This is a genomic window from Corynebacterium renale (assembly GCF_002563965.1).
Taxonomy (GTDB): Bacteria; Actinomycetota; Actinomycetes; order Mycobacteriales; family Mycobacteriaceae; genus Corynebacterium; species Corynebacterium renale.
This window is the reverse complement of the sequence record NZ_PDJF01000001.1, coordinates 689,604-706,772: the sequence shown is the minus strand read 5'-3', so window position 1 is coordinate 706,772 and position 17,169 is coordinate 689,604. Positions and strand designations below refer to the sequence as shown.

At 60.2% G+C, this 17,169-nt stretch carries 18 protein-coding genes; 3 read left to right on the top strand and 15 right to left on the bottom strand.

Going from position 1 to position 17,169, the window contains the following annotated elements; all coding sequences use genetic code 11:
* The first annotated feature begins 52 nt into the window (after positions 1 to 52).
* On the top strand, positions 53 to 577 hold the full coding sequence (locus ATK06_RS03395) for a peptidylprolyl isomerase (RefSeq protein ID WP_048378632.1): 525 nt from the start codon (positions 53 to 55) through the stop codon (positions 575 to 577).
* 432 nt (positions 578 to 1,009) lie between these two features.
* On the opposite strand, the gene ATK06_RS03390 is transcribed toward ATK06_RS03395, so the two are convergent.
* The 4 genes from ATK06_RS03390 to ATK06_RS03375 form a co-directional block, all read right to left on the bottom strand.
* Positions 1,010 to 2,269 (bottom strand): MFS transporter, encoded by a 1,260-nt coding sequence (locus ATK06_RS03390; protein ID WP_098388844.1) that lies wholly within the window; start codon positions 2,267 to 2,269, stop codon positions 1,010 to 1,012.
* An 80-nt stretch (positions 2,270 to 2,349) separates the two neighbouring features.
* On the bottom strand, positions 2,350 to 3,099 hold the full coding sequence (locus tag ATK06_RS03385; RefSeq protein WP_048378634.1) for a hypothetical protein: 750 nt from the start codon (positions 3,097 to 3,099) through the stop codon (positions 2,350 to 2,352).
* A gap of 43 nt (positions 3,100 to 3,142) precedes the next feature.
* Positions 3,143 to 3,832: a Fic/DOC family protein gene (locus tag ATK06_RS03380; protein ID WP_098388843.1), complete on the bottom strand. Its 690-nt coding sequence runs from the start codon at positions 3,830 to 3,832 to the stop codon at positions 3,143 to 3,145.
* Positions 3,822 to 4,004 carry an antitoxin VbhA family protein gene (locus tag ATK06_RS03375; RefSeq protein ID WP_048378638.1) on the bottom strand — a complete coding sequence of 61 codons (183 nt, stop codon included), beginning with the start codon at positions 4,002 to 4,004 and terminating at the stop codon, positions 3,822 to 3,824. Before ATK06_RS03375 ends, ATK06_RS03380 begins: the two co-directional genes overlap by 11 nt.
* A gap of 172 nt (positions 4,005 to 4,176) precedes the next feature.
* Here ATK06_RS03375 and ATK06_RS03370 point away from each other — a divergent pair, with 172 nt between their 5' ends.
* A complete protein-coding gene (locus ATK06_RS03370) occupies positions 4,177 to 4,629 on the top strand; it encodes a hypothetical protein (RefSeq protein ID WP_048378640.1) in 453 nt (150 codons plus the stop codon).
* 336 nt (positions 4,630 to 4,965) lie between these two features.
* Here ATK06_RS03370 and crgA read toward each other — a convergent pair whose 3' ends face one another.
* On the bottom strand, positions 4,966 to 5,241 hold the full coding sequence (crgA, locus tag ATK06_RS03365) for a cell division protein CrgA (RefSeq protein WP_048378642.1): 276 nt from the start codon (positions 5,239 to 5,241) through the stop codon (positions 4,966 to 4,968).
* 104 nt (positions 5,242 to 5,345) lie between these two features.
* Between crgA and ATK06_RS03360 the strand changes: the two genes are divergently transcribed.
* The gene (locus ATK06_RS03360) at positions 5,346 to 7,649 is read left to right on the top strand and encodes an ATP-binding cassette domain-containing protein (protein WP_098388842.1); all 2,304 of its coding nucleotides are present in this window, start codon (positions 5,346 to 5,348) and stop codon (positions 7,647 to 7,649) included.
* Here ATK06_RS03360 and ATK06_RS03355 read toward each other — a convergent pair.
* The 10 genes from ATK06_RS03355 to ATK06_RS03310 all read right to left on the bottom strand — a co-directional run bounded on the left by ATK06_RS03355 (position 7,646) and on the right by ATK06_RS03310 (position 17,061).
* Positions 7,646 to 8,215, bottom strand: a complete 570-nt coding sequence (locus ATK06_RS03355) for an LppP/LprE family lipoprotein (protein ID WP_083985868.1) — start codon at positions 8,213 to 8,215, stop codon at positions 7,646 to 7,648. The genes ATK06_RS03360 and ATK06_RS03355 overlap by 4 nt on opposite strands.
* Before the next feature lie 28 nt (positions 8,216 to 8,243).
* Complete coding sequence (locus ATK06_RS03350; RefSeq protein WP_053072549.1) at positions 8,244 to 8,834, bottom strand: LppP/LprE family lipoprotein; 591 nt, start codon at positions 8,832 to 8,834, stop codon at positions 8,244 to 8,246.
* 9 nt (positions 8,835 to 8,843) lie between these two features.
* A complete protein-coding gene (locus ATK06_RS03345; protein WP_053072550.1) occupies positions 8,844 to 9,677 on the bottom strand; it encodes a hypothetical protein in 834 nt (277 codons plus the stop codon).
* Entirely contained in the window at positions 9,677 to 10,135 is a 459-nt protein-coding gene (locus ATK06_RS03340; protein WP_048378646.1) for a hypothetical protein, read from the bottom strand. Before ATK06_RS03340 ends, ATK06_RS03345 begins: the two co-directional genes overlap by 1 nt.
* A gap of 110 nt (positions 10,136 to 10,245) precedes the next feature.
* A complete protein-coding gene (locus ATK06_RS03335; protein WP_048378648.1) occupies positions 10,246 to 10,665 on the bottom strand; it encodes a hypothetical protein in 420 nt (139 codons plus the stop codon).
* Between the two features lie 190 nt (positions 10,666 to 10,855).
* Positions 10,856 to 11,533 (bottom strand): methionine ABC transporter permease, encoded by a 678-nt coding sequence (locus tag ATK06_RS03330; protein WP_048378651.1) that lies wholly within the window; start codon positions 11,531 to 11,533, stop codon positions 10,856 to 10,858.
* Positions 11,530 to 12,555, bottom strand: a complete 1,026-nt coding sequence (locus ATK06_RS03325; RefSeq protein ID WP_048378653.1) for a methionine ABC transporter ATP-binding protein — start codon at positions 12,553 to 12,555, stop codon at positions 11,530 to 11,532. The genes ATK06_RS03330 and ATK06_RS03325 overlap by 4 nt, the downstream gene beginning before the upstream one ends.
* The gene (locus tag ATK06_RS03320) at positions 12,555 to 13,376 is read right to left on the bottom strand and encodes a MetQ/NlpA family ABC transporter substrate-binding protein (RefSeq protein WP_098388841.1); all 822 of its coding nucleotides are present in this window, start codon (positions 13,374 to 13,376) and stop codon (positions 12,555 to 12,557) included. The genes ATK06_RS03325 and ATK06_RS03320 overlap by 1 nt, the downstream gene beginning before the upstream one ends.
* A gap of 368 nt (positions 13,377 to 13,744) precedes the next feature.
* A complete protein-coding gene (pknB, locus tag ATK06_RS03315) occupies positions 13,745 to 15,703 on the bottom strand; it encodes a Stk1 family PASTA domain-containing Ser/Thr kinase (protein WP_048378654.1) in 1,959 nt (652 codons plus the stop codon).
* Positions 15,700 to 17,061 (bottom strand): serine/threonine-protein kinase, encoded by a 1,362-nt coding sequence (locus ATK06_RS03310; RefSeq protein WP_408608304.1) that lies wholly within the window; start codon positions 17,059 to 17,061, stop codon positions 15,700 to 15,702. The genes pknB and ATK06_RS03310 overlap by 4 nt, the downstream gene beginning before the upstream one ends.
* Positions 17,062 to 17,169 lie beyond the last annotated feature (108 nt).

Genomic DNA, 17,169 nt, shown 5'->3' with positions numbered 1-17,169 from the left:
ATAGGTGTGAAAAGGTGGCACGTGGGGAAGTTTTCCGCCTACACTGGCCGGCATGAGTATTTCTACTGCTACTGCAATCATGCACACTAACCACGGTGACATTGAGATTGAGCTGTTCGGCAACCATGCGCCGCAGACCGTCGAGAATTTTGTTGGCCTGGCTGAGGGCACCGCTCCTTACACTGAGAAGAATGCCAAGGGTGAGAAGGAAGGCCCGTTCTACGACGGCGCGATCTTCCACCGTATTATTGCTGGCTTCATGATTCAGGGTGGCGACCCAACCGGCACCGGCATGGGTGGCCCTGGATACCGCTTCGCCGATGAGTTCCACCCAGAGCTCCAGTTCGATCGCCCATACCTGCTGGCTATGGCTAATGCGGGCCCTGGCACCAACGGTTCCCAGTTCTTCATTACCGTCGCACCGACCCCGCATCTGAACAACCACCACACCATTTTCGGTGAGGTCACTGACGCGGCTTCGCAGAAGGTCGTCGACGAGATCGCAAACGTGCGCACCGGCATGCAGGACCGCCCGGTTGACCCGGTAGTCATCGAGTCCATCGAGATCAAGAAGTAAGCTTCTCGACGCCCATCCGGCCACCTCCCTCTAGGTAAGGAAGTGGCCGGTTTTTTATGCCCACGCCTGGGTCGGGCTTCTCACAAACTTGTAATTTACCGCCTCCGGGCGGTTTTCTTTTATCCACAGCCGGTGACCTGCGGTTCGGTGTATTTTTGTGGAATATTCGAGGAGTTACCCACAGGTTCTTGTCATTTCACATTGTCCACATGGTTTCTCCACAATGTGGATAACTACATTCTTGTAATTTACCGAAAATCCGGGCGGGCACTTTCGAAAGCACGTCCCTCTGCCCGAAGAAAAACATGTAATTTCGAACTTCCTGGCGAACTGTGGAGTTTGTCAACAGGTTTATCCACAGGCTGTGGATAAAGGGTGTGGAATCCTGAATTACAAACTTTCCACAAAATTCTCCACAGCCTGTGGATAACTTTATGCACTGGCGGTGGACACCTTCTCCTGCTTCACCGGGACCAGCAAGAACGCGCCCGCAGCCAGTACCACGGCAATGCCCACGATGCCTAGGCGATCTCCGCCGATGGCGGTTAAAATCATGAACATGAGCGGAGCCAACCAGCTGACCGCGCGGCCCGTTGTTGCGTAGAGGCCGAAGATTTCCCCCGAATGTTGTTCATCGGTGAGGCGCGCCAGGAAGGAACGCGACGCCGATTGCGCCGGCCCCACAAAGAGGCACAGCAGGAGTCCGAAAATCCAGAAAATGGTGGGTCCTTCCCCGAAAAGCAGCACGCCGGCGACCACGATCATGGCTACGAGCGATCCCATAATCACAGGTTTCGGACCGATGCGGTCATCGAGCCAACCGCCGGCCGCGGCACCCGCCGCTGCAACCACATTCGCTGCCACGCCGAAGAGCAGGACGTCACTGTTATCTAGTCCGTAGACCGCTACCGCGAGGATCGCGCCGTACGTGAATACGCCGGCGAGCCCGTCGCGGAAAACAGCGGATGCGATGAGGAAGTAGGCGGTATTGCGGTCGTTAATCCACAGGTGGCGGATGGTCGCCCACAGTTTCTTGTAGGAGCCAGCCCAGGAGAGTTGTTCGCCGGTCTTCGGGGCGGGTGGTGCCTTGAAAAATAGGGGCAGGGCCGCGAGCAAGAACCAGGTCGCCGCGAAGAGGGCGACGAGGCGGATGTTCAGGCCGGCTTCTGTGGGCAGCCCGAATGCGCCACCCTCCCCGGAGATGAAGAGGATGAAACATAGAAGCAGTACGACGATGCCACCCACGTAACCGAGCGCCCAGCCCACTCCCGAAATACGACCGACCGTGGCGGGTGTGGAGATTTGGTTGAGCATGGCGAAGTAGTTGACCTCGGCGAACTCGAACGTGATGGAGGCGACGGCCATGATTGTGATGCCTACCCAGAACCAGAGCGCGGCGTCGTTGCGCACGAGGAAGAGGGAGGCCATGAGGCCGATCGTCACGAGGGTCCACAGGATCAGGGACTTTCGACGGGTGCCGCGGGCGTCGGCACGCTGACCCATCACCGGGGCTACCAGGGCAATCGCGACGCCGGCAATGGCGAGCGCGATGCTGTAGTAGAACGACGGTGTTTGGGAGGCGTCGATGGTGGCGCCGACGGAATCCGTGAGGTACACCGAGAAAATGAACGTCACCAACACCGCGTTGAATGCGGCGGAACCGCAGTCCCACAAAGCCCATGCTGTTTTCATACCCGAAAGTGTATCGGGTGGTGAAGCATTGGGCGCGGTGAAGCGGTGATGCAATTCCCGAGCGTGAAGAGTTTTGACGGCTAGAGCAACTTGTTGTCGCCCGGGATTTCCGGATACTTAGGATTTGGTAGCGCATTGCTAAGCAGTACCTTGTTCCATAAGAAGTCTAACCGCGTTTCTACGTCCAGGAGTCTGGCTTCGTTCAGCGGCGCTAACTCTTTGACTAACGCCTCGATTTTCGGCATTTCCTCTTTCACTGCTTGATTCACCTGCTGGGTGATCCACAACCACTCTGGATCCTTCTGGGTCTCCGGAAGCGGTTCGTTGAGGAACTGGATCCTTTCCAATAGTGCCTCCAGGAACTCGTCGAACAGTAGAGACCCGTCCGGCCATAGGCTCTCTCTGTAGTATTCCGTCAACTCGCCGACGACGATCTTGTCGCGGTCTTCCTTCCACCCGTTTGGGCGCATTAATACTTTCTTGGATTTCTCGAGCTTGCGAGCTTCTTGCTCTAGGCGGTACTGCTCCTCGTCCCACTCGTCTTCCTCAATTTGGCGTTGAGCGATCTCCTGATTCATTCCCTCCAGATATGCTCCGTAAATCTGATTCTTGGCCCGCAAAGCGCCCATCTGCCTAATCGATACGGTCTCCATGTATCCGGGTTCCTGGCCATACTTGGTTCTGAAAGCCTTCAACTCGGTATCAGCTAGCTGGTCACAGAGCTGACTCCATTGGGTGTACATGGTGTCGTAGAGATTGTCGATCTGCTCTTGGGTCACCGACGGGTCGTAGGCTTTCAGGACGTTGGCTATGTCTGCTTTCCAGATCATGGGTTGCTCCTTGTGGTTGCAAGCTATAAAGCTTGGTGGATGTTTAACTGGCGTCTATCTCGAGCATGTCCAGAAGGCTGGTATCCGGATAAAAAGGCCGCTGACCATCATCGATGTCGTCTAAAGGCGTGGCGATTTCTCCATACAGCGCATGGAACGGGGCTGCGCGGATTGTCTCATCGCGCATCGAAGCAATAGATGCGAAATGTACACCAGGTTTTGCGTCCCGCCAGTCCAGGTCGATCCCGTGTTTATAGGCCAGCGTTGTCATGACGAACCGGGTCGTGCGCCCATTGCCATCACGGAAAGGGTGAACAGCGTTGAGCTTGGCATGAATGGTTCCCAATGTTTCGATCAAGGCGTCAGAATCCAGGCCGCTAAGCGATTCAATATCACCGTCAATCGTGGCTAGGAAGGCTTCGATGTGTTCGGGGTCGATGAATTCCTGGACCTCATCGTCGTCGAAGATTTCATTGGCTTTAGCCATGGGGACATTACGAAACTGGCCAGCCCACGAGTAGCAATCCTGGAAAAGATGCCCGTGTACGCGCTTCAGATATTCGGCCACGGTGTCTCCACCGAGTCCTTCCGGTGGGATCTCAATTGCGCGGTAACTAGTCAGTTCTGCTTCTTGGTCTTGCCATACGTAGTAATCAGTTACCCCGCTCAAGTTACGGAGAGTTCCAGTTTCTGGATAGATTAATTCGTTCCAGCGTTCCCGATTACTGCTCATTGCAGTGCCTTGCTTTCCGCTTCCGCATAGCAGCAATAGCTTCGTCAGCGGTGATCTCACCGGCTGCGATCCGGTGGCACTGTCGCCTGGTTTCCTCGCTTAGCGGAGGGGTGTCGATTTCGATTGAGGCCAGGATGTTTTCAACCTGACGCTTACTATGGATGCGTTTCATGGCAGGACTCCTTGGAAGAATGTGTGGGTACTTGGTCTATCAGATAAAGCAGACACCCAATACCAACAATTCGAACATATGAACGCATATTAGCTGAAATGGTGCAGCACAACGCAGGTTTTGCCGCTAACATAAGTAGCAAATCCAAGAGCGATGAGAAAAGGGGGAACCCATGCGTACTTTCCGGCTAAGTGTGGCGCAGGTGATCGTCGTTAATCTGCTCCTGTTGGCGTGGCTGCTTTTCCTGCGCCCGCTGATTACGGGGATGCCGGGGGTGATGACGCTGCTGTTTGCAATGTCGTCGATTCCGCTTCTCATCGTGTGGGGCGTTGCGCTTCTTTTTGGGTGGCGCACCGAGGAGGCCACTGGGCGAAAGTACTACACAACGCCGGTTAGCTGGGCGTGGGTTGTGCACCAAGTCATGTTCTTCCTTTTCGGCTTCATGGTCCAAGACAGCTCTGATTTCAATGACAGCTATTCGGTGCTGATCACCTTGATGGGCGAGCAGGCCACAGACCTGTCCGACCTACTAGCTGGCTTGTTCTTCGTTGGCTGTGTACTCAGCTATATCGCGATCTTCGTGCTGGGCTTGTGGTCCTCCTACCGCATGAGAACCACGCTGTGAAGGAAAGTGCGCCTCCAATCCGGCTTATCCCCAGGCTCACAAGCTTGAAGAGGGTATCTATCGTTTCCGGAGGGGCTGGCGATGATATAAAAAAGACATTCTGCGGCCATCCGAAAAAATTCACTTGGGGGTTTAATGTTGCCTAACTGGTAAAATGTCTTTTTCGTATCACGCGCGGCAATCCTCGTGTAGCCGAGACGCCCCGCGTGGTCATGGCGCAATCTCCACCGCGGCCGGACACACTTTACTTCACCCAAACAAGCTGCGAAGAAGGCCAACGCAACAAAAAACCGGGCCCCGCGCATATAAGCGGGGCCCGGTGTGCCGGCTAATTCTCTAGCGCCAACCCATCGTCATGAGCAGGCCAACGATGAGGAAGCCGAAGCCGATGCCGTAGTTCCAGGGGCCGAGTTCCATCATGAATGGGATCTTGTCGCCGGCCAGGTAGTTCACAACCAGCCAGGCAAGGCCGATGAGCATAAGGCCGAACATAACGACCTTGTACCACACGGGCGTGCCGCCGGTATTGATTTTCACCGGGGTGCGGTTCGCGTTGCTGCCTGGGGTAGAGGAGGGCAGCTGGCCGGTGGTCGTAATTTTTGCCTTAGGCATAGTGGTCAACCTTCTGTATTAAGCTGCATGCGTTTATCGGCTCACTATACTATCAGGACCGGCGGGGCGTCGAGAAGCTCGCTACGGTGGGGTGGGTGAGTGAAATGATTTCTGTCCGCGGTGCCCATCTCCATAACTTGAAGGGGGTGGATGTGGACATCCCGCGTGGCCAGGTGGTTGCGGTGGCGGGGATTTCGGGGTCGGGGAAGTCGTCGTTGGCGTTCGGGACGATTCATGGGGAGGGGCAGCGCCGCTATTTTGAGTCGGTGGCGCCGTTTGCGCGTCGGCTGATTGGTTCGGCGACGGACCCGCAGGTTGATGCGATTGATGGGCTGCCGCCGACGGTGGCGTTGCAGCAGAATACGTCGGCGGGTGGAGCGCGCTCGACGGTGGGCACAGTCTCCACGATGTCAAACACGGTGCGCCTGCTGTATTCGCGCGCGGGCACCTACCCCGACGGTGTGGGCCATATGGATTCCGATCATTTCTCCCCGAACACGACGGCCGGCATGTGTCCACAGTGCCAGGGAACGGGCACCGAGTATGTGGCCACGGAGGCCAGCATGGTCCCAGACCCCACTTTGAGCATCAACGATGGGGCAATCGCCGCGTGGCCGGGCGCGTGGGCGGGCAAGAATTTCCACGACATCCTCGAGGAGCTCGGCTTCCCGATGGACACCCCGTGGCAGGACATCCCCGCTGACCAGCGCGAATGGATACTCTACACCGAGGAACAGCCGGTGGTCACGATTTACCCGGTCCGCGGCAAGGATCAGGTGCAGAAGACGTACGAGGGCACATGGCGTTCCGTGTCCTCGTACCTGAACAAAACACTCGCGGAGACGGAGTCGGATACCCTGCGTAAACGCACGCTCGGTTTCATGGAGGCGCGCACGTGCCCGCTTTGCGACGGCCGCCGCCTCATCCGCGAAGCGCTCACGGTGACCTGGGCGGGAATGCCTATCGACGAACTCGGGACGCTCTCCCTTACCGAACTCCAGAAGATTACGGCCACCCACCACGCGGACCCCGCCAGCGAAGCCGAACGCCTCCTCCTCGACGCCCTGGCCCCAATCCTGGATTCCGCCGTTGAGCTGGGCCTTGGGCACCTAAGCCTGGACCGTCCGGCACGCACGCTTTCTGGCGGGGAGACGCAGCGCCTGCGCTTGGCGTCCCAGTTGAAGACGGGCCTATTTGGGGTGGCGTACGTCCTCGACGAGCCGACCGCCGGCCTACACCCGGAAGAACGCGAAGCCGTATTCACCGTGGTGCGCACCTTCGTGGAACAGGGGAATACGGTGCTGCTGGTGGAACACGACATGAATTTGGTCGCCCAATGCGATTGGATCGTCGACGTGGGCCCAGAAGCCGGCGAAGGTGGCGGAAAAGTGCTGTTCAGCGGGCCCGTCGCCGAGTACCTGGACGCCGCTATTGATTCGCCCACGCACCGCGAACTCACCGCCGGTGCCAAGCCTGTGCTCAATGAGAATCCCCGCGAACCGCGGGGCACCGTGGAGGTGGTTGTAGATGAACGCTCCTTCGATGACGTCCACGTCAACCTGGGGGTCGGGCAGTTCACGACCGTCGCCGGGTTATCGGGTGCGGGGAAGACGACGCTGCTGGAGGCCGTCGAGAAGCAAGTGGAGAACCCACTATTAATTACGCAGGACCCCATCGGCCGGACCCCGCGATCGTGCGTGGCCACCTACACCGGCTTCTTCGACGACATCCGCCGCCTCTTCGCACGCACCGACGAGGCGAAACGTCGCGGCTGGGGTGTGTCGCGGTTTAGCTACAACGTCAAGGAAGGGCAATGCCCCACCTGCTCCGGCGAGGGGCAAATAGAGGTGGAACTGGTCTTCCTGCCGGGCTCCTACACCACGTGCCCCACGTGCGGCGGGGCGCGATACACGGACGAAACCCTCGAGGTCACGTGGCACGGGTACACGATTGCGGACGTCCTCGGACTCACAGTGGAGGAAGCGCTATCAGTTTTTGAGGGCGAGGAGAAAATCTCCCGCGCCCTGCGCACACTCCACGACGTGGGCTTGGGATACCTGCGCCTCGGGCAGGGCGCGCCTGAGCTCTCCGGTGGTGAGGCGCAGCGCATCAAAGTGTCCCGCGAGCTGGCCAAATCGCGGCGTGGGCACACCGTTTACCTGCTCGACGAGCCGTCGACCGGCCTGCACCCCGCGGACACTGCGAAGCTCATCGACAGGCTCCAAGAGCTTGTCGACGCCGGCGCATCCGTCATCATCGCCGAACACAATGTGGCCGCGCTCGCTGCCGCGGACCGGATCATTGAGGTCGGCCCTGGCGCTGGCGCGGACGGCGGGCGGATCATCGCCGACGGAACCCCCGCCGACGTGGCCGCCGGGGACACGCCGACCGGCCGGGTGCTGGCTTAGGTTGCTGGGACGTCACCTTCCATAATTACCCGGTTTTCTGCATCCGACCAGGTGAAGGTTGCGTGGGTTTCTCCAGAACGCATCGCGTTGCTTTCACCCGGGAGCGGGTAATGGTACGTCACCGCAATACTGTTATCACTGGTGCGCGTCACTGTCGGCATGAAGGCGTACGCATCCAGCGTGCCCGTCCCCAGGTACTCGCCCTGGTGGAACAACATGATCTGGAACGGGGACGACGACGATCCTTGCTCAATCGAAATAACAGCCCACGACAAGTCCGCGCACGCGTCGTATCCGGAGGTATCCGCGTGATCTGGATCCCAGTCTGACCGGACCGGCTGCAACTGGTGAAGGTTAGCCCGCACAGCTGTGTCGCCGTCCGGGTAACCACACGAAGCCACCGGCGCAGGGGCAGTGGTCGTTGCGGTGACCGTGACCGTAGAAACTTCCGGAGTGGACGATGTTGACTCCGTAATATAAGAGGCCGGGGTGGGTTCGGCGGAACAACCAGCTACAACCAGGCTGGCAGTAAGCGCTGCACACGCGAGAACGGGTCGGATTTCCATGGTGTTGTCCTTGTGCGAGATGGCTGCTTTAGTCTGGTGAGATGCGCTCACTGCCGATGACGCGGTTTTCCGCGTCCGACCAGTTGAATACGCGATACCACGCCCCGGAGGCCTCTGAATTACTTTCGCCTTCGCGTGGAGCCGAGTAGATGATTCGGAAAGCGTCGTCGCTGAGACGATCAACGCTGGGCAAAAGACCTTCCGGCTGCTCGGTAGCCGTGCCCACGTATTCACCCTTGTGGAAGAGCATGAAATGAATCGGGGAGGAACCAGTCCCGCCATATACATGGATGGCCGCCCAGGATAGGTCCGCGCACGGGTCATAGCCGCTGAGGTCGGGGCAATCAGCATCCCACTGGTACTTGTCAGGCTTCAGCGTGTGAATGTTTTCCCGAACTGCCGTAAGACCGTCTTGGGTTCCGCATGCTGCGCTGTTCTGGGATGCCGTTGAGGTTTCCGTGACCACCACGGTGGATGGTTCCGGGGTAGGTTCCTCCGTAATCGTGCTGGTCACGGTGACGACTTCGGGTTCTTCCTGCGCCTTATTATGTGCCGTCCCACAACCAGCGACGGTGAGACCGAGCGCGAGAGCTGTGACTCCGACTAGTCGAGTCTTCATAGTGTCCTCCTAGCAGGGGCTCGCATAATTATCGACACTACTTTTCAGCTCCCGGGCGTTGCCCTCACCACGAGCCTGCGCCGCGCAGACGCCAGCGCGGTCACTGCCGTAGTCCTTATATATGGGGTAGACGTCGGCACCGTCGTAACGCCCGCGTAGCGAAGGGCACGCTCCCGGGGAAGTAGCCAGCGCGCCGGGGTGACGCGCCAAACCTGCATCAACCAGCGGTTTCGGATCCTGGCCATCGTACGCCAGAACCGATTCGACGATGAGCACGTACCTGCCACCGCCACACGACACATTGGTCAGATTCGAAGCCGGGGAAGGGGCGGGAGCGGGTGCTGGCGCGGGCTGTTCAGGTGTGGACGTCGGGCACGTAAAAAGTTGGGGCATAACTTTCGCCCGAACGTCAGCTGGTACGCCCTGGGAGATGAGGTCGGACTCGTAGAAACAGGCCTTCATGGACACTGGGTATTTTCCGGTGCTCTTGATGTATTCCCATTTTTCGCCGTTCCAGTGTTGTAGGGAGCTCCCATCTGTAGCGTAACCTGCTGCTACCTGATACTGACCATCACAGTAGGACGAAAAGATTGCGCCCGCGGGAGATGGATCGTTAGCAAGAAGTTCTTCTCGGGTGGGCGCACACTCGCCCTTGCTGGGCTTCGCGACGACGGTGGTAACGGTCGTCGTCACGGCTTCAGAGGAGGTGGATGTGCTGGTTGTCGTCTGCGCGGTCGAGCTCGCTGCCTCGGCGAGATACGGCGCTGGCGGCGGGTTATCGCTGCAGGCCGTGAGCCCGAGGCCGAGGATCAGGGCGGCGGCGGTTGTGAGGACGCGACGCATTATCGATTGCTCCAGGTTGCTTCGTCGTCAGCAGAACACAGGTTAAGCTGTTCGATTAATTCGTCGGGGGCGCCGTCGGCACGTAGCCCGCTTTCGCGGAAGCATGAATAGCCACGGCTGAGGAACGTAATCTGGTTACGCTCATAGGGGACCCACTTTTCGCCGGTCCAGGCGGTGATGAAGTCGTGACCGTCGATAGTGAGGTGCGCCCACGTGCCGTTGCAGAAAGGTAGTTCGATGGACTCGGAGTCGTTGTGAATATCCTTGATTTCTGCCTCGGTGAGGGAAGAGCCGAAGATGGCATCGATGGAGCAGTTCGAAGGCTTTTTATTCTGTAAGGAGATGACCGCTCCAACAGCGACGAGGGCCAGGATTACGGCTACGATGATGGCTACGATTTTCGTCGGGAAAGAACGCCGTGCCGGCGCTGGCGGAGGGGTATCGAACGGGTTCGTCATATGCATCCTCAGTTTTGGTCTGACTGTGTTCAGATAAGTGTAGAAGATTTTCGCAGGCGCATAGCAGTACTTCCCCCGGGTTGTCTGGGTGGGTGTATAAAAGCAGGTGGTTAGGCGTTTGGACTGTCAGCGCAAATCGGCCCGATGTTCTGGTACTTCTGAATAATCGCCTCCGGCAGGCCCTCATTTCGTAGGGTTTCCGGGTTATAGCAGGGGAGAGCGCTCATCGAGTGCGCGCCGTCCTTCGCGTAAGGAACCCACGAAGTGCCGTCCCACCGAGCGAACCACGTGTGATCACTAGCGGGCTGGCCTGCATATTTCCACGTGCCGTCGCAGAACATGACGAATTCTTCGTACTGGTAGCCGTCGTTAGTAATCAGCTCCGGAGTGCACGGGCCTGGCATTGCGGTAACGGTGGTGAGCGCGGTAACGGTGGTCGTGCTGGGGGCGGCGGGCTCGGTCGGCGTGGTGCACGCGGCAAGTGCACACGCCATCGCTGTGGCTGACGCCCCGGCTATGAGTTTTCGCATGGTTTTCCTCTGTCGTTGGGGTGGGTTGGATTCATTATGTCGCTAAGCCTCCATTCTGCACAGGGTGCAAAAATTTGGCCTGCGAGTTTAATCTGGTTGAACCGACAGAATGGAGGGAACGCGACACCGGCTTCAAGGCGACAGTAAAAACCGTTCCGTCGGCGGGCGGGGAGCCTTACGGCGCTTGCGATTAGTGGGTTCGCGCGCGCCGGGCCAGCCAGTTTCCCAGCGACTGAATGAGCTGCACGACGACGACCAAGATGATGACGGTCATGACAATCGCGACGGTATCGAATTGCTGGTAACCGTAGGAAATAGCCAGGTCACCCACGCCGCCGCCGCCGATAGTTCCGGCCATCGCGGTAGCACCAATCAGGCCCACGGTGGAGGTGGTTAGTGCCAGGATGATTGAAGGCTTAGCTTCGGGGAGCAGGAAGTGGCGGATGGTTTGCCACGTTGTTGCGCCCATCGCTTCTGCCGCTTCAACGATGCCGGGATCGACGTCTAAGAGGGCGGATTCGATGAGCCTGGCGATAAACGGTGCGATGTACAGCGTCAATGGAACTAACGCGGCTGTCGTGCCAATTGATGTGCCTACCAGCAGGCGGGTGAACGGGATGATCGCCACCATCAAGATGATGAACGGCAGGGAACGTACGAGGTTCACCACCGCGTTCACAACGTTGTATAGGACGGTGTTCTTCAGCAGGCCACCGGGCCGGTACAGCACGAGTGCCAGTGCTAGTGGGATGCCGATCAGCGTGCCCACGAATAGGGAGACGAACACCATGTAGAGGGTTTCGTAGCCGGCGGATAGGTAATCGCCGAGGCCAACGCGGGTATCAAAGGTTTCTTGCCACCAGGTCATGGGAGTACCTCCACGTTCACATTGGGGCGCGAGTGGGCGTCGGCAAGCGCGGCGTCCACGTCGCTAGAGGCTCCGGAGATGGCCAACACTAGCGTGCCGACGGTCGTACGCCGCAGTGGGGCGTCCGCCGCGTGTAATAGCGATACCTTCACCGGATATGTACTGCTCAAGTCACCGATTAACGAGGCCGCGGCACCGCCTGTGTGGACGACGCGCACGAGCACGTCGGTGGGCTTGGAGCGGGCGCGGGTACGCACGTCGTCGGGGAGGCGTTGCGGAATGACGGTCTCCACGAAGCGTCGGGTCAGTGGTTGGACCGGTTGGGCAAACACTTTCTCGACGGGCCCATGCTCAATCAAACTGCCGTTTTCTAGGACGGCGACATCGTCGGCGATGCGAGCAACCACGCTCATCTGGTGAGTAATCACGATGATCGTGAGTCCCAGTTCTCGGTTAATCCGCGCCAGCAGTTCCAAGATTTGGGCGGTGGTGATCGGGTCGAGGGCGCTGGTTGGTTCGTCGCAGAGCAGGATTTCCGGGTTGGTCACCAGGGCGCGCGCGATACCGACACGCTGCTGCTGACCGCCGGACAATTGTGTAGGGCGGTGGCTGGCACGCTCGGCAAGGCCGACGAGGCTCAGCGCCTCTGCTACTCGACGCTCACGTTCCTCCTGTGCCACGCCCGCCAGGAGAAGGGGCATGGCCACATTCTCCGCGACCGTTTTGGAACCGACGAGGTTGTAGTGCTGGAAAACCATGCCAACCTTGCGCCGCAAGGTGCGCAACGCGGACGTCGATAAGCGAGCGGGTTCCTCGCCTAAAGTCTCAATCGTGCCTGAGGTGGGCTTTTCCAATCCATTGACCGTGCGCAGCAGGGTGGACTTGCCGGCCCCCGACGTGCCCACGATGCCGCAGATGGTGCCGCGTGGGATATCGAAGCTGATGTCGTCGACTGCGGTTACCTCGTCATAAGACTTCGTGACATTCCGAAACGAGACCGCTGGTCCGTGAGTGTGCGCCATTACTTGATCTCGTCCGGGACGAACCAGTAGTTATTCTTGTTCTCCTGATCCAGGAACTCGTGGAACTTGGGGTTGCGGTACGCCTCCGCGACGGCCTTCGCCCACTCGGAATCCTTATCCTCCGAACGGACCACAGCCTGCAGAATTAGCTCAGGGCGCAGGTTCTCCTGGAAGTACTGCAACGCTGGATCCACCTTCGCAGAATAAGAGATTGCGCCAGGGATAATCGCCCAGTCCAGGTCGCCCAAAGCGCGTGGAATTGTGGAAGAATCCATCGGCTGGATGTCCAGGTTGTAGCGGTTTTCTTCCACATCCTTGGTGGTCAGAAGGCCAGGGTTTGCGCCTTCCTTGAGGGTGATCCAGCCGGCGTCGGCAAGTATGAGGAATGCGCGGGACTGGTTGGAGGCGTCCGCCGGGATACCCACCTTGTGGCCATCGGCGACCTGGCTGATGTCGTTGTGGCGCTGCGAGTAAATACCCGCTGGGACCGTCGGGATCGGCGTAATTGCGGCCAAGTTCGCGCCCGTCTCCTTGTTGAAGTTATTCATGTAGGAGGTGTGCTGGTCCACATTCAGGTCCGTAGAACCTTCTTGCACGGAAACATCCGCCTGACGCAGATCGGTGAACTCCGTGTACTTAATCTTGTAGCCGGCTTCGGTCAGGATTGGATCGATGCCATCTTGGAAGAGAACAGAGTACGGGCCAGGGGAAGTGGCCACGCGAATCGTCTGGTCATCGGTTTCCCCACCACCGCAGGCGGCAAGGGACAGGCCGACGGCAGCTGTAGCAGCGAGGGTGGTGACTTTCTTGAGGAAAGACATGGGCGAACTCCTTTGGGGTGGGCGCATACTAACTAGACCGCTTAGGCTACTTCGAATAGACAAGGAAGTCTATTAGTTATATATTCCTGCAGGTGTGCTGTGAATAAAAACGTTCGTGCGATCATGGCTCCCTCTGGGTAATTATTCGGGTCCTCGCCGTAAGTAGAAAGCAAGCGACTAACGGAGGCGCCTGCTGGAGCCCGCGCGGCGGATTGTCGCAAACCCTCCAATCTGCACAGGGTGCAAAATTTTAACCTGCGGGTTTAGGTGGGCTTAACCGGCAGAATGGAGGGAAAGCGACACGAGCTGGCGCCAGCCAGCAAAAAGCGGCACCCTCCGCAGAGGATGCCGCCCAGCGCCCGGCCGCGCTAGTTCGCCAGCGCGCTGAGGTCGAATCGGTACAACCGGATATCGATCGTCTGGTTATTCCGGATCGGCGTGCCGGGTTCAGGGGAGACGACGGCGATGCGTTCGGCGTCGGTAGGCAGCGCGGTCTTGACCGTTTCTCCCTGCCGGAGCTGCGATTCTTGGCCTTGCCATCCGGCTGCGCGCAGGGCGTCGAGTGCGCCGGAGGGGGTCATGCGGGTGATGTCGGGCATCATGATGAGGTTCCCGCGCGAGACTTCGAGGGTGATCACGGAACCTTTCGGCCGGTATCCGCCCAGTCCGGAGACGCCCACGACCTGTTCGGCGCGTTCGTACCCGTCGATGGGTGTCACGGAAACTTCGAAGCCCAGGTCCTGCAGGATAGTGGTGGCCTGGGCGCCGGTCATGCCGCGTACGTCGGGGACGCGCAGTTCTTCTGCGCCGGTGGATACGGTGACGATGACTTCAGAGCCTTTGGATAGTTGGGCACCGGCGGCTGGGTGTTGGCTGATGATTTCGCCTTCGGGTACGTCGGTGGAGGATTCCTCCCGCACGTTTTGGGCGAGCGCCAGGCCGGCTTCGTCGAGAAGCTTGGATGCGTCGGAGAGTTTCTTGCCGGTCACGTCGGGGACGTCGGTGATTTCTTTACCTGCAGAAACCACGACCATGATCGCGGTGCCGCGCTGTAGCTGCGAGTTCGCCGACGGGTTGGTGCGCAGCACGGTGCCGCGTGGCACGTCGGGGCTGGGCTCCTCGGTGACGTCGACGAGCAGGCCCAGGTTCTCTAGCTGTTTGACGGCGGCTGCGCGGTCCATGCCTTCTACGTCGGGGACCGTGACGGCGTGTGCGGTTGCCCGGGATTCGGTGAAGTAGTCGTAGGCGAAGGCTCCACCCACGCCAACGACGACGACCGCAAGCACCGCGGCCACCCACTTCAACCACGCGGAGCCTCTTTCAGCGCGGCGGTGTGTCCCACCCTGCGGCGGGATCTGCGCCGGCTGTGCAGCAACCCCAGCACCAGCCCCGGCGGCTGCTGCTCCGCGTGCCGCCGGCGCGCCGGGTTCGATGTCCGTGGGCGCCTCGTGGGGTGTCACGTGGGTGCGGGCGGCTTGGGTGACTGCGTTGCGGGAGAGTAGTTCCAGGTCGTTGGCCATGTCGATGGCGGTTTGGTAGCGGTCGCCGGGGTGTTTTGCCATGGCGGTCAAGACCACGGCGTCTACGTTGACGGCTTCCGTGGGCGTCAAACCGGGGATGAAGTTGGACGGCGGTTCGGCGTTTTCTTGGACGTGTTGGTACGCCACGGCGAAGGGGGTTTCGCCTTGGAAGGGTGGTTTCCCGGTGAGAAGTTCGTAGAGGACGCACCCGAGGCCGTAGATGTCGGAGCGTGCGTCGGCTGCTTTGCCGCGGGCTTGTTCGGGGGAGAGGTATTGGGCGGTGCCGATGACTGCGGAGGTTTGCGTCATGGCGGAGGTGGAGTCGTCCAAAGCGCGCGCGATGCCGAAGTCCATGACTTTCACGTCACCGGTGTTGGTGATCATGATGTTGGCAGGTTTGACGTCGCGGTGGACGATGCCGGCGTCGTGGCTGGCTTGCAGCGCGTCGCAGACGGGGATGAGCGTGGCGGCCGCTTCGGTGGGTTCCATCGGCCCGTGGTCTTGGACGATGTCGCGCAGGGTGGACCCGACGATGCGTTCCATGACGATGTAGGGGACGGAGGTGCCGTCGATAAGCGTCTCGCCGGTGTCGTAGACGGCCACGATCGCGGGGTGGTTGAGTTTGCCCGAGTTGTGGGCTTCGCGGCGGAATCGTTCGCGGAAGTTGAGGTCGCGGGCCATTTCTAGGCGCAGCATTTTGATGGCGACGTCGCGTCCGAGCAGTGTGTCGGTGGCGGCGTAGACGTCCGACATGCCGCCGGTGCCAATGACATCGCCGAGTTCGTAACGGTCTGCGATCAGTGTCATTGTGCTAGCTCACCTCCTGGCGTGCTGTTCGGGAATACGGGTTCGGCCACGGGGTTTGCGGGGGCCGTGGTTGCCTCGGGGGCTTGTTGCGTGGTCGGCGGCAGCTCTGGCTGCTCAGCCGGGGTGCTGGCCCGCGTGGGGGCGGTCGTCGCTGGGGTGGTGGGCCGCAGCGTGGGCTCGTCGGTTTCGGTGACTTCCGGGGTTGTCGGCTCGGGGCGGGCGCTCGTCGTCGGTGGCGGTGCCTGCGTGGTCACGGTCGGGGTGACGGTTTCGGTGACCACCATGGTCTGCTGGGTGGTGGTCGGCGTTTCTGGCTCCAGCTTGGAGTTGCTGCTGCTCATCCACCACAGGCCGCCGGCGCCAAGCGCCGCGATCAACACGGCTATGCCCAGCCCGATGGCGAAGCCGTTGCCCTTCTTTGGGGTTGCTTCGCGACGTCCCACCTCCCGCGGAGCCACCGGCGCAGCAGGGGCCGGGCGTGGTGCCGGCGCGGGCTGCGGGCGTGCGGTCGTGAGCATGGCGGTGGACGCATCCGCGTCGGGGCCCAGGACTGCCGTCATGGAGCCGGTGGTCCCGCGTGGGTCCGTCGGACGCTGGCCGCCGAGGACTTCGGCGGTCGCGCCGGCTGCTTCGGTGCCGGTGGCGAACCGTTCAGCGGGCACCTTGCGCATCGCGATGCTGATCAGTTCGCGGGTTTCGGCCGAGATGGCCGTCGATAAAGCGGCTGGGGCTTGGTTGATGTGCGCCAGCACCACGGATACCGAAGAGTCCCCGGTGAACGGGCGGTGCCCGGAGAGCATCTCGTAGCCCACGACGCCCCACGAGTACACGTCGGAGGCGGACGTCAGGTTTTTGCCCTGCGCCTGTTCGGGGGACACGTATTGGGCGGTGCCCACGACCATGCCGGTGCGCGTCAGCGGGACGGCGGCGGCAGCTTTCGCGATGCCGAAGTCCGAAATCTTGATGACCCCATTCTGGGTGATCATCAGGTTGCCGGGCTTAATGTCCCGGTGGACCAGGCCCTTTTCGTGGATGGCGGCCAGGCCGGAGGCTGCCTGGTACAGGATCTGCAGGGCCTCTTCTTCCGGCAGGATGCTGCGGCGCGCCAGCAGGTCGGCCAGCGATTCGCCGCGAATAAATTCCATGACGATGAAGCAGAACGTGGTCCCGTACTGGTCGGGCACTTCCCGGTAGTCGTAGGTGGCCACCACGTTCGGGGAGTCGATGTCCATCGCCGCGTTCGCTTCGTTGCGGAAGCGTTCTAAGAATTCGGGGCTGTTGGAGTACTCGGGCCGTAACGCTTTGATGGCCACTTCGCGGTCGTTTACGGTGTCGTCGGCAAGCCATACCGTGGACATGCCGCCGTGCCCGACGATCCACTGCAGGCGGTAGTCGGGGCCGATGAGCTCCTGTAGGCGGGCGCGGTCATCGTTCGGGTTATTGCCCGCGTGGCGTCCCGTGCCGGG